Origin of the sequence: Salmonella sp. 2020_1395, from assembly GCF_043848115.1 — a bacterium.
Lineage (GTDB): Bacteria > Pseudomonadota > Gammaproteobacteria > Enterobacterales > Enterobacteriaceae > Salmonella > Salmonella enterica.
On the sequence record NZ_JBCMFH010000008.1, the window covers coordinates 17,867 to 30,525 of the forward strand.

A 12,659-nucleotide genomic window follows, 5' to 3' on the forward strand; every position below is an offset into this window, starting at 1 on the left:
TGCCCGCTGCAAACCGGCAGGCGTTTCGCTGAATAATAAGTGACGTTGCGTCTGATGTGAATCCGTTAAAACCGTAAGGGGACTACCATTCAGGCACGGAAGGCGCCGACATCCACAGCACGAAATCTTTTAGGGGTAAAGGACGGCTAATCCAGTACCCCTGCAAGTAATTAACACCGTGATCGCGTAGCCAACGGGCCTGCTCCGGCGTTTCAACGCCCTCGGCCACTGTCAGCATATTCAGGCGTCTGGAGAGCGTCAGCACGGTATCCAGAACCGGAGACGTGACGGTTTCCGTGCCGATCGCCTGGATAAAACCGCGATCGATTTTCAGATAATCTAAAGTAAATCGCTCCAGATAAATCAGGGCGCTATGGCCTGTACCGAAATCATCTATAGCGATTTCAAACCCGGCGGAATGCAGCCATTCGAACAGTTTGGCCGCTTCATACTGCTGGAGCATATCGCGTTCAGTGATTTCCAGCACGATATGAAAATGGTGCGCGGGCAGGGCGTCCCTGAGCCGGTGCATATCCTCTTTAAAACTGTCGCTGTGCAGATGTTCCGGCGCGATGTTAATGCCAAATTTGGCACCGACGGGCATCACCTTCTGTAGCGTGGGAGCGTCGCGGGCGATCAGCTCGAACAGATGCTGCGTTAACGGTACGATAAGTTGCTGCGCTTCGGCATAGTGGATAAAGGCATCCGGCGGAATCTCGCCTGCCGTAGGGTGACGCCAGCGCAGTAAGACTTCAAGCCCGGTGACGCTTAGCGTACGAGTATCGACGACGGGCTGATAAACCACATAAAACTGCTCGTGTTTGATCGCCGTTAAAATCTCTTTGCCCGGTCGCGTCCGGAGGGCATAGATAAAGTAACAGATAAACCCTGCTACGATGCCGCTAATGCAGCCCAGCATCAACGCATACCACAAGTCATTGTAGGTCCAGCTATCGGCATAAAGCTGTATTTTAAGCGGCAGGCCGTTGATAGTTGCCTGTCGTGATGGCGTGCCCGGCAGCTCCGCGACGGTCAGCAGACGCGAAGAAAAGGTCGACAGCGCGGTATTGCCGACAATCAGCGCGATGCCGTTAAAATCGTCCTGGCGCGTGGTATAGAGTAAGTAGGGCGTCAGGTTAATATTCAGCGATGTGAATACGCCGCTGTCATTTAGTAATGGGTTCCGATACCAAATCACCATTGTCGGTTTGTTGGGCATCATTGGCGTGCCGGGCAGAATCGCCATAGCAACGTCTTTGCGGATATCTATATCCGGCACCAATTGCTGAAGCGGCATATTCATGGCGCCAGTGGCGGAAGAGCAGAACACTTTTTTATCTTTAATCAATAAGAAGGCGCGGACATTAAGGCTAAAAGCGGCTCTTGAGGTGAGTTCTGCGCCAACCTGCTGACAGGTGTTGATCGTCAACGGTTGAAGAATATCGGTGGTGGCTTTCAGGTCGGCGAAATAGCTGGCCAGGTAATGTTGTACATCAGAAAGGAGCGTATTGTATTTAACATCCCGTTTATGCCACGACAGGAAAAATTGCAGGCTACCAATAAGTAATGCTGCCGCCATCCCCGTAATGATACAGGTAAGCAGGATTTTCCGACCGGAAGAGGAGTCGCGTGTTAGCATAATTCCTGGTGTGACCTGAAAAGGCGGATGCCGGTTAAACTGGTTGATTTATAAGACTATAGCCTGGATTACCCCGGATAGTCATGCTTTTCTGTGATGCGCAGGAAAGCGTATTGTCGCAGTAGTCGTTGGCGGAAACGACCTGAATGTCTGATGGCGCTATGTTTATCAGGCCTATGTTCGTGTGTTGTAGGCTGGATAAGAGGCGACACGTCGCTATTCGGTAAAACGGGTTCAGAAGGGATAATAAGCAAAAGCACTGCCGAAGCAGTGCTTTTTATGCCGTCTCATCAGGTAAGCCAAGGGAGGTGCTGCCTGATGAAGATTAACTGCGGCTCAGAACTCGACGCGCTTCATTGTAGCGTTTTTTCCAGTACGGTTCGTTCATACTGGAGATAATGACGCCGCTACTGGTAGACGCATGGACAAACTGGTTATTGCCGATATAAATACCGACATGGCGACCAGTGGAACCGGCGCGGAACAGAACCAGATCGCCCGTACGCAGGTTATTGCGTGAAACTGCTTTGCCCATTTCCTGCTGTTCATAGGTTGAACGCGGAAGCTCTAAACCAAACTGTTCACGGAAGGTGCGCTGTACAAAGCTGGAACAGTCGACGCCTTTCTTAGTGCTGCCGCCCAGGCGGTAACGCACGCCTTTCCAGTCAGCATACTGATCCATAATCCGCGACTTAACGTCGAGGTTACGCACCATATTTTCAAATTCATCCTGAGAGGCTTGCAGTGAAGAGCTATCGCTATTGCCCACAGCATGCGTCTCAGAATGCATATTCTTTGCGGTATTGGTGGTTGTGCTACAAGCAGAAAGCAGAACCGCAACTGCAATCGCAGGAATCCCGCGCAAAATATATCTCAAAATCGGTTGAGATTTGACCATGTTGTTTGTTTTCCCTTGAAGTCCTTAACGATAAATATCGTTATAAAAATGCCAAACGTGATGAGACTAATTACCTGCACAGCTTGAGACAATTCTTTGTGCACAAATCTGTGGCGGAACGCACAAATTTATTCGCAATGAGAATAATTATCTGGCGAGGCAAAACGAGTTTGAGATTACCCGATTGTTGCTGTCATTGCGAGCGATTTCGCGTGATTTTTTATAAGAATTTATGATACGAAAAGTGAGCTATCAGCACGGGTCAAATTAAGCGCAAATCGTTTAAAAATCGTGCAACCTGTTCATTTTGCAGAGGAATAATATGATCGAAAAATGATGGGCTGGGGAAATATCATCATAAATTACCTTCAACGATGTAAAACTATCGCTGAAGGTAATGTTAATTACATGGATTATTTGTTTAAAATTTGTTTATTTCCGCCCGGAAGATAATTCTCAAAAAGCGCTATCGCTCGGTCGCTGAGCGGGGTCATCAGCCACCAGGGGAGGCCAATCAAAATAACCGTGAGCGACCCGACCACAATATCGGTGAACCAGTGAGCGCCAATCATAACGCGCGGAAACGCGAAAACCACAAATATAATAAGGGCGATAATCCCCGCCGTTTTGCCGAAATAACGCAGCATAAAGGCGGAAAATATCAGCAGCATCATACCGTGATCGCCTGGGAAACTGTCTTTTGACGCGTCTTTTGTCGGGATGTGCAGCAACTCGCTGACGCGATAAATATGCTCAAAAGAGAGCGTTGGGCTGGCGCGCTTGACGGGGATCAGCGCCTGACCGAGTTGGTTAAGCACCACCGCTGTTAGCAGCATGACCAATCCGATTATCACAATGCGCCGCCGGCCCGACGCGTCTTCTTTTAGCCAGAAACTGAGCATCAGTCCGCCCATCGCCAGCAGCGAACAGCCGTCAAACGCCCGATTATTGGTAATAGCGACCCACCAGAGGAACGCGTGGCTTTCCACCAGTTTCTGGTTAAAGAAGTGGAATATGCCGGAATCAATGGTGAACCAGAAGCCGTGATTGACGGGAAGATACCATGACAAAAACAGCGCCAGACCGGCGGCATTAAGCAGAATTATCAAGGAATAGCGGGTTTTCATCGTCATTTCGCCATAGTTTTTAAACGGTGGCAACCTTACGCGTGCGTCGCTAAACGAAGCTTCAACAAGGCCGTCTGTAACGTATTCCAGTCGGTTTCTGTGTTTGAGATAAGTTCAACCCGGCTATCCGGCGGCGCGACACTCTGTGTTTCGATGTGCAGGTCATCGCCCTGGCGATTGATGCGTACCAGCCCCTCTTGTATGCGCATAACGCCTTTCACCCGGCCCACCGGCGCCAGACGAGCCCATTCGAGTAGGCCAATGGTGTCAAACACGGTATCGGCATCGAAAATCCAGCCGCAGGCCTGATGACCTTGTCCGCTATTGAGGCTGCGTCGCCAGCGCTGCTGGGCGGGCAGATTTAGCGCGGCGAGTCCTTTTTTACTGGTATGAGTGTGAGAATGCGCGGCGCTGGCCGGCAGTTCCGCCAGATTTTGTCGCGGTAAATCCAGAAGCTTACCGTCTATCTGTCCATGTTCGGCATGAATCAGTTGACGATCGCCGCCGTACTGTCGCCACCACTGTTGCAGGGCGGCATCGCTCTGCGCCGTGGCGCGATCGGTCTTATTGGCGATGATAATATCGGCTGAGGCGAGCTGATCGCGGAAATTTTCATTGGCGACGCTCTGTTGGTCCAGTAGCAGGCGAGGGTCCAGGATGCAGAGCGTGGCGCGTAAATCAATCCACGGCTCATAAACCGGCGCAGTTAATAAATCCAGAATCTGTTTTGGGTGTCCCAGTCCGGTTGGTTCAATCAGCAACCGGTCAGGTTTGCCCTGGCGCAGCAGCGTGTTGAGCCCCACCTGCATAGGCAATCCGTTGACGCAGCACATGCAGCCGCCGGGGATCTCTTTTAGCAGTGCGCCGCTGTCGGCAAGCAGCGCGCCGTCAATACCCACTTCGCCAAATTCATTGACCAGGACGGCCCACTTTTCAGCCGGATCTTTATGGGCTAATAAATGAAGGATAGAGGTGGTTTTTCCGCTACCGAGAAATCCAGTAATAAGATTGGTTTTGGTCACGTCAGCTCCAGAATATTGATACAACATAACAACTTTAATAATCCTGGCGAATAAACGTGAAAAAGAGAAGCGCTGAGTTGACGAAGTCGTGCTTCTGCCATCTTAAGAGCAGAAAATGTTAAATTTTTAACGTTTCTCTTTCCGGGCGCAGAACAGTCAATAAAGAAAAGGGTCAGGCTGCGCCCTGGGGCGCAGCCGAAAAATGCGAAACTTAATCCGCGCGCCCCATATAACGGCGCTCTTCGATATGAATGCGGATTTTCTCACCTGCGCTCAGGTATTCGGGAACCTGAATCACCAGACCGGTGCTTAATGTCGCGGGTTTGTTACGTGCGCTGGCGGACGCTCCTTTAATACCCGGCGCGGTTTCGACGATTTCCAGATCCACGGTCTGCGGAAGCTCTAGCGCCAGCAGTTGGCCGTCCCAGGTCAGAACCTGCATATCCGGCATTCCGCCTTCAGGCATAAACAGCAACTCTTCTTCAATCTGATCTTTGGTGAAGGTATACGGCGTATAGTCTTCTTTATCCATGAACACATATTCGTTGCCATCGACATAAGAAAAGTCAACGCCGCGACGGCTCAGGGTGACGGTATCAACGATATCGTCGCCTTTGAAACGTTCTTCCACTTTCAGACCGGTGCGGACATCGGAAAAACGCATTTTATACAGTGTGGCGGCGCCACGGGCGGTAGGTGACTGAATGTCGATATCTTTCACAATCAGCAATTTGCCGTTGTAGTTCAGTACCATACCTTTTTTGATTTCGTTCGCTCTTGGCATCGAGGAGATCCTGTTGTAGAGATTATCTAAAATATCGCGTAAAACTACTCGCGCCGGGCCGTCCAGGCAAGTGGAATTGTCACTTTAGCTGGTGCAAAAAAGGTGATACTGTTCGCCCGCTTTCCGCTCCGCGTTCAACGAGAATACGCGATGGCATGTCGCCCGGAGGGGGGAAGTGTGCTGTGTTGTCCCTTCTGTTTCCAGCCTTGTCTTCGGAATGTCTGAGGGCAGGACTGATCATGATGACGTCCACATTTTAAATCTGGATTTTTCTTTGGACAAATTCTGTTATCTTTCATTTGGTTATAAATAGAGGGCTGAGCATGGACTGTCGTAGCGGTTGTGGCGCTTGCTGTATTGCGCCTTCAATTTCGTCGCCGATACCCGGAATGCCGAATGGCAAGCCGATGAATACCAGATGCGTGCAGCTTTCGGAAGATAACTTGTGCCTTATCTTTGGCTCGCCTTTACGCCCAAAAGTGTGCTCTGGTTTGCAACCGACAGGGGACATGTGTTTAACGACCCGGGAAGAGGCCATTATTTATTTGCTGGAACTCGAACAGAAAACATTACCATGAGCTATGCCGTTTTTGATAAACGTGCAGGGGCTTACGTTATATCCCGAAATAGTCTGCAAAAGCTGCGCCTCAAATTACCTCCTTTTACCATTAAATAGCGTAATACATGATTCCCTTATTTCGTGGCTTCTGAAGCGGTAGATGTCGCCGCTCAATCCCGTTGGTGCCTGAACGTGTACCGAATGAACCGTCACATAAAACAAAAACGATCAATTTTATTTATATGATAGTTTTTATCTATTAAAAAGAGGAATTTTGATCGATTTTAATTATTTATAACGATCGATATCATGAATTTGATAGTTTATATCTATCATTGATGTATTTACCGATCGATATAACCAGTGTGAATGTATTGTTATTTTCCTTTAAAATACTCGAATTCTTATGTGTGGGTTTTATCTTATGAAGAAATATACGTTCGCAGCCAGGGCGTTTATTTTTACGCTGGTGTTGCTTTTTGTTATTTCAGTATTCGGGTTGACTATTAGCGTTTTAAAAGGGATGTGAAATGCGGGGAGAAAATAGTGAAATTGATTTAGTCGACGTTTCCTTATTCCTTATAAGAAAATGGCTAAGTATCATGATCGCTACCTTTATTTTTGTTGCCATTGGCTATGTTTTTGTGAGCGTGCAGCATGATACAAAGGTTGTGAGTATGACAATCAAACCTAATCTGGATACGCCTGCTACCTATGCGTTATGTGGCTATACTAATGATATTCAATGTAAAACAACGGTTATCCTTAACCAGTTTAGCCGTTTCTTGCCTACGGAATATAAAAATAAAATAAGTTTTGACGCGAAAAAACAGCTTGTTCTTTTTAAGGCGCAGGGGAGGGAAGAAAGTGTCAATAATATTATTTCCACCCTGAAAAATAGTGTCGATAAAATGGCAGCATGGTATATCGATGACGGTGACATTAAACGTTATAGCGTGCATAAAAATATGTTACAAACGGAAACATATGCAAAGCTATCATTGTTGTCGGAGGCGGTTAAAAATAATGCTAACATTGAAGTGATAGATGTTGCTGTAACACCAAAATATAAGATGCGGCTGGTGTTGGTCCTCTGCGGGCTGATGGGCGTAATTTTCTCAATAACCGGTCTTTTATGTAGGAGGGCGCTTACAGAATATCGTATTGAGAAAAAGACAATGAATGACCGTGCATGAACGTTGCGCAGAGATAAACTCTGCGCTGAAATGTGTCGAAGAGTAAAAGTATCAGGCTTGCAAGTTAAACATCTTTAATACGCGCCAGGCAGAACATGGTGGCGACAATCATAACTAACGCAAACCAGAAGACCGCATGATAATTCCAGATTTCTGCGGCGATTCCCGCCAACGAACCGGCAATGATCCAGCCGACGCGAATGGTATTGGTATACAGCGTGGTGGCTGAACCCGCCTGGCCTGGCATGAGATCCTGAAAATAGAGCATGCCAATCCCGCCAAGAATGCCGATGTAAATCGCGTTCAGCAACTGCAAGCCGAGCAACGTCGCCGGTGCGTGCGCCAGCAACATCCCCGCATAAAAGCACAGTCCGGCGACAACGGCGATGCACATTAACAGGCGTTTTCCCAACCGTTTGGCGAAGTAACCTGCAATCAGCATTGTGGGAATCTCCAGCCCGGCGGCGGTGCCCATCATCACGCCTGCAAGTTTTTCCGGAAGATGCAGCTCATTGATGATAAACAGCGGCATATTAATGATATACAGGCTGTTAGTTCCCCACATTAACGTACAGATGACAAACAGCAACAGCGTATCGCGGCGATTACGACGCGGTGCTTCCAGCGTGCCGGTCGCCAGCGGCGCATCTTTGCGCATTGACGGTAAAAAGAACCACACTATGACGCCGCAGACGATAAAAGCTACCGCCGCGCTCAAATACATCACCGTAAAGCTAAAACCCATCGCCAGCGCATAGGCCAGCGGCGGCCCAATGACCCAGGCCAATGAGACCTGGGCGCGGAGGATTGAGCTGAACATCACCGCTTCACGACCTGTACGATCGGCATGTTCACGGGCGAGCGCAAACATCTGCGGGTTGGCGGTAGAGCCGAAGCTACTGAGAAAGACGCCGATAAACAGCAAAATAAAGTAGTTGCGGTTCCAGGCAAACAGCACGCAGGCCAACATGCCCAGCACGCAACAGAAAACGATCAGTTTTTTGCGATCGCCTTTTTTATCTGAGCGACCCGCCAGAAACTGGCTCACGATAATGCCGATAACCGCGCTGCCGGTAAAAAAGAATCCCACCATGCCGGGACGGGCGTGAACCTCATCCGTCAGAAAAATACTGAGCGTCGGCGCCTGTAGCGCACCGGCAATACCGGTGAGAAAAGCGACGATCAAAAAGGCGGTAGACGCCAGGTCAAACGATTTAGGCGCAGCGGCGGCGGGACTGTTATGCATGTTTCTATATCAGTGGTGTGAAGAGAGGCGGAGTTTACGCTGCCCGTCAGAAAATAAACAGGCGTCTGAATCAAAATCGACACGAAAAATCAAAATAGCATTCCAGTTTGTTACCAGGGGGGTGCTGACGCAAGCTGAAAGAAAAAAGCTGAAGCCTTTTATGCGTCAGCTATTGAGGGTCTGTTGGAGAAAAAATGTGCTTCACCTCAAAAAATTGCTACAAAACCGGTAACTTTTCTTGCGTGCTGAAGCAGAAAGATCCAGACTTCTTGAAACGTTTCAGCGCGATCTGGTTTTTTTGATAACTCAGATTGGCGCTTTTTTTCTCATAGTGGCTGAATCGTTTCAATTCAGCAGGAGAGGAGACACATGTTCCAGTTATCGGTTCAGGACATTCATCCGGGCGAGCAGGCCGGAAATAAAGAAGAGGCCATTCGGCAAATCGCCACCGCGTTAGAGCAGGCGGGGAATGTGGCGGGCGGCTATGTTGACGGTATGCTGGCGCGCGAACAGCAAACCTCGACCTTTCTTGGCAATGGTATTGCGATTCCCCATGGCACAACAGACACGCGCGATCAGGTGCTGAAAACCGGCGTCCAGGTCTTTCAATTTCCGCAGGGCGTTACCTGGGGAGAAGGCCAGGTCGCCTACGTGGCGATTGGTATTGCCGCCAGTTCGGATGAACACCTTGGCCTGCTGCGTCAGCTGACGCATGTGCTGAGCGATGACTCCGTGGCTGAACAGCTGAAATCCGCGACAACGGCGGAAGAGCTGCGCGCATTGCTGATGGGCGAGAAGCAAAGTGAACAATTAAAACTTGATAATGAGACGATGACGCTGGATGTCATCGCCAGCTCGCTGGTCACATTGCAGGCGCTAAATGCGGCGCGTCTGAAAGAGGCGGGAGCGGTTGATGCGGCGTTCGTCGCAAAAACGATTAACGATAGTCCGATGAATCTGGGGCAAGGCATCTGGCTGAACGACAGCGCGGAAGGCAATTTGCGCAGCGCTGTTGCGGTAAGCCGTGCGACCCAGGCGTTTGACGTAGAGGGTGAAAAAGCAGCCTTATTAGTCACTGTCGCGATGAACGACGAGCAGCCGATTGCCGTGCTAAAACGCCTCGGCGACCTGTTGCTGAACAATAAAGCCGATCGTCTGCTGAGCGCCGACGCCGCGACGCTGCTGGCGTTGCTGACCAGTGATGATGCGCTGACGGATGACGTACTGAGCGCGGAATTTGTAGTGCGTAATGAGCATGGTCTCCATGCCCGTCCGGGCACCATGCTGGTGAATACGATTAAACAATTTAACAGTGAAATTACCGTGACAAACCTTGATGGAACCGGCAAACCGGCAAACGGACGTAGTCTGATGAAAGTGGTGGCATTAGGCGTGAAGAAAGGCCATCGTCTGCGCTTTACCGCGCAGGGTGAAGATGCTGAACAGGCGCTGAAAGCGATTGGCGATGCGATCGCCGCCGGTCTCGGGGAGGGCGCATAATGAGCAGGCGTGTTGCCACCATTACCCTTAATCCGGCTTACGATCTGGTTGGGTTTTGCCCTGAAATCGAACGCGGCGAAGTGAACCTGGTGAAAACCACGGGTCTGCACGCGGCGGGCAAAGGCATTAATGTTGCCAAAGTGCTGAAAGACTTAGGCATCGACGTCACCGTCGGCGGTTTTCTCGGTAAAGATAACCAGGACGGTTTTCAGCAATTATTCAGCGAACTGGGCATCGCTAACCGCTTTCAGGTGGTTCAGGGCCGGACCCGCATCAACGTGAAGCTGACGGAAAAAGATGGCGAAGTGACCGACTTCAACTTTTCCGGCTTTGACGTGACCCCCGCAGACTGGGAACGCTTTGTTAACGACTCCCTGAGCTGGCTGGGCCAGTTCGATATGGTCTGCGTCAGCGGTAGCTTACCGGCTGGCGTGAGTCCGGAAGCGTTCACCGACTGGATGACGCGTCTGCGCAGCCAGTGTCCATGCATTATCTTTGATAGTAGCCGTGAAGCGTTAGTCGCCGGTCTTAAAGCTGCGCCGTGGCTGGTGAAACCGAATCGCCGCGAACTGGAAATTTGGGCGGGTCGTAAGCTCCCGGAAATGAAAGATGTGATTGATGCGGCGCACGCGTTACGCGAACAGGGGATCGCTCATGTGGTGATTTCGCTGGGGGCGGAAGGCGCGCTGTGGGTTAACGCCTCAGGAGAATGGATCGCTAAACCACCGGCAGTTGACGTGGTAAGTACCGTCGGCGCAGGCGATTCCATGGTTGGCGGATTGATTTACGGCCTGCTGATGCGCGAGTCCAGCGAACATACGCTGCGTCTGGCGACGGCGGTTGCCGCGCTGGCGGTCAGCCAGAGCAATGTGGGTATTACCGATCGTCCTCAGTTGGCCGCAATGATGGCGCGTGTCGACTTACAACCGTTTAACTGACAGCAGGAGAGGCATAATGAAAACGCTGCTGATAATTGACGCTAATCTCGGCCAGGCTCGCGCTTACATGGCGAAAACCCTGCTTGGAGCGGCGGCGCATAAAGCAAATCTGGAAATTATCGACAATCCGAATGATGCTGAGCTGGCGATCGTGCTGGGCGAATCTCTGCCGAACGACAATGCTCTGAACGGCAAAAAGGTTTGGCTGGGGGATATTGGTCGCGCCGTCGCGCATCCGGAACTGTTTCTGAGTGAAGCCAAAAGCCATGCGACCCCTTACAGCGCCCCTGCTGCGGCTGTTCCTGCGGCGAGCGGCGGTCCGAAACGCGTGGTCGCGGTAACGGCCTGCCCGACCGGTGTCGCTCATACTTTTATGGCGGCTGAAGCCATTGAAACGGAAGCGAAAAAACGCGGCTGGTGGGTAAAAGTCGAAACGCGCGGCTCCGTGGGGGCCGGCAATGCCATCACCCCGGAAGAGGTGGCGGAAGCGGATTTAGTGATTGTGGCGGCGGATATCGAAGTGGATCTGGCGAAGTTTGCCGGTCTCCCGATGTACCGCACGTCGACCGGCCTGGCGCTGAAAAAGACGGCGCAGGAGCTGGATAAAGCCGTAGCGGAAGCAACGCCGTATCAACCGGCGGGTAAGGCATCGCAAGCGGCGACCGAAGGGAAGAAAGAGAGCGCTGGCGCATACCGGCATCTGTTGACGGGCGTTTCTTACATGCTGCCTATGGTGGTTGCCGGGGGACTGTGTATTGCGCTTTCCTTCGCCTTTGGTATTGAAGCCTTTAAGGTGCCGGACACGCTGGCGGCGGCGCTGATGCAGATTGGCGGCGGTTCGGCGTTTGCGCTGATGGTGCCGGTACTGGCGGGTTATATCGCTTTCTCCATCGCGGATCGCCCAGGCCTTACGCCAGGTCTGATTGGCGGTATGCTGGCGGTTAGCACCGGTTCCGGTTTTATCGGCGGGATCATTGCCGGCTTCCTTGCCGGGTATATGGCGAAGCTTATCAGTACCAAACTGAAACTTCCGCAAAGTATGGAAGCGCTGAAGCCAATCCTGATCATCCCGTTAATTTCCAGTCTGGTGGTGGGGCTGGCGATGATTTACCTGATCGGTAAACCGGTTGCCGGGATTCTGGAAGGGCTCACCCACTGGCTGCAAACCATGGGGACGGCAAACGCGGTGCTGCTGGGCGCGATTCTCGGCGGGATGATGTGTACCGACATGGGTGGCCCGGTGAACAAAGCGGCGTATGCGTTTGGCGTTGGTCTGCTGAGTACGCAAACTTACGCGCCGATGGCGGCGATCATGGCCGCAGGTATGGTACCGCCGTTAGCGCTGGGTCTGGCAACGATGGTGGCGCGTCGTAAGTTCGACAAAGCGCAGCAGGAAGGCGGTAAAGCGGCGTTGGTGCTGGGGCTGTGCTTTATCACTGAAGGCGCTATTCCGTTTGCGGCGCGCGACCCGATGCGTGTACTGCCGTGCTGTATCGTTGGCGGCGCGTTGACCGGGGCCATTTCTATGGCGGTAGGCGCAAAATTGATGGCGCCGCATGGCGGTCTGTTTGTTCTGCTTATCCCAGGCGCAATTACGCCGGTATTGGGATACCTGCTGGCAATTGTGGCCGGTACGCTGGTGGCAGGACTGGCTTATGCCGTCCTGAAACGTCCGGAGACGGAAGTCGCGGCAAAAGCGGCGTAAGAGAAACACGCTAAAAAAGGCAGAGCGCGCTCTGCCTTTTTTATT

12 protein-coding genes are annotated in these 12,659 nt (G+C 51.4%); 6 read left to right on the forward strand and 6 right to left on the reverse strand.

Going from position 1 to position 12,659, the window contains the following annotated elements; translation table 11 throughout:
• Positions 1-82: 82 nt before the first annotated feature.
• The 5 genes from ACH0WD_RS14260 to yeiP all read right to left on the reverse strand — a co-directional run bounded on the left by ACH0WD_RS14260 (position 83) and on the right by yeiP (position 5,470).
• Complete coding sequence (locus ACH0WD_RS14260) at positions 83-1,639, reverse strand: cyclic di-GMP phosphodiesterase (RefSeq protein WP_000957763.1); 1,557 nt, start codon at positions 1,637-1,639, stop codon at positions 83-85.
• A gap of 325 nt (positions 1,640-1,964) precedes the next feature.
• Complete coding sequence (gene mepS, locus ACH0WD_RS14265; RefSeq protein ID WP_000241015.1) at positions 1,965-2,537, reverse strand: bifunctional murein DD-endopeptidase/murein LD-carboxypeptidase; 573 nt, start codon at positions 2,535-2,537, stop codon at positions 1,965-1,967.
• 413 nt (positions 2,538-2,950) lie between these two features.
• Entirely contained in the window at positions 2,951-3,670 is a 720-nt protein-coding gene (locus tag ACH0WD_RS14270) for a phosphatase PAP2 family protein (RefSeq protein ID WP_000178091.1), read from the reverse strand.
• Between the two features lie 29 nt (positions 3,671-3,699).
• On the reverse strand, positions 3,700-4,686 hold the full coding sequence (locus tag ACH0WD_RS14275) for a GTP-binding protein (protein WP_000169353.1): 987 nt from the start codon (positions 4,684-4,686) through the stop codon (positions 3,700-3,702).
• 211 nt (positions 4,687-4,897) lie between these two features.
• A complete protein-coding gene (yeiP, locus tag ACH0WD_RS14280) occupies positions 4,898-5,470 on the reverse strand; it encodes an elongation factor P-like protein YeiP (RefSeq protein WP_001136822.1) in 573 nt (190 codons plus the stop codon).
• A gap of 323 nt (positions 5,471-5,793) precedes the next feature.
• On the opposite strand from yeiP, the gene ACH0WD_RS14285 reads away from it, so the two are divergent.
• From ACH0WD_RS14285 to ACH0WD_RS14295, 3 genes are all read left to right on the forward strand, one after another.
• Entirely contained in the window at positions 5,794-6,048 is a 255-nt protein-coding gene (locus ACH0WD_RS14285; protein WP_001523448.1) for a YkgJ family cysteine cluster protein, read from the forward strand.
• Positions 6,049-6,435: 387 nt separating this feature from the next.
• Positions 6,436-6,558 carry a membrane protein gene (locus ACH0WD_RS14290; RefSeq protein ID WP_001519564.1) on the forward strand — a complete coding sequence of 41 codons (123 nt, stop codon included), beginning with the start codon at positions 6,436-6,438 and terminating at the stop codon, positions 6,556-6,558.
• Position 6,559: 1 nt separating this feature from the next.
• The gene (locus ACH0WD_RS14295) at positions 6,560-7,225 is read left to right on the forward strand and encodes a GNVR domain-containing protein (RefSeq protein WP_001213884.1); all 666 of its coding nucleotides are present in this window, start codon (positions 6,560-6,562) and stop codon (positions 7,223-7,225) included.
• Between the two features lie 64 nt (positions 7,226-7,289).
• Here ACH0WD_RS14295 and setB read toward each other — a convergent pair whose 3' ends face one another.
• Positions 7,290-8,471 carry a sugar efflux transporter SetB gene (gene setB, locus ACH0WD_RS14300; protein ID WP_000551926.1) on the reverse strand — a complete coding sequence of 394 codons (1,182 nt, stop codon included), beginning with the start codon at positions 8,469-8,471 and terminating at the stop codon, positions 7,290-7,292.
• Between the two features lie 369 nt (positions 8,472-8,840).
• Between setB and fruB the strand changes: the two genes are divergently transcribed.
• The 3 genes from fruB to fruA are packed head-to-tail and all read left to right on the forward strand — an operon-like array spanning position 8,841 to position 12,614.
• A complete protein-coding gene (fruB, locus tag ACH0WD_RS14305; protein ID WP_000487291.1) occupies positions 8,841-9,971 on the forward strand; it encodes a fused PTS fructose transporter subunit IIA/HPr protein in 1,131 nt (376 codons plus the stop codon).
• Positions 9,971-10,909, forward strand: a complete 939-nt coding sequence (fruK, locus tag ACH0WD_RS14310) for a 1-phosphofructokinase (RefSeq protein WP_000091249.1) — start codon at positions 9,971-9,973, stop codon at positions 10,907-10,909. Before fruB ends, fruK begins: the two co-directional genes overlap by 1 nt.
• Before the next feature lie 16 nt (positions 10,910-10,925).
• On the forward strand, positions 10,926-12,614 hold the full coding sequence (fruA, locus tag ACH0WD_RS14315; RefSeq protein ID WP_000854412.1) for a PTS fructose transporter subunit IIBC: 1,689 nt from the start codon (positions 10,926-10,928) through the stop codon (positions 12,612-12,614).
• Positions 12,615-12,659: the final 45 nt, after the last annotated feature.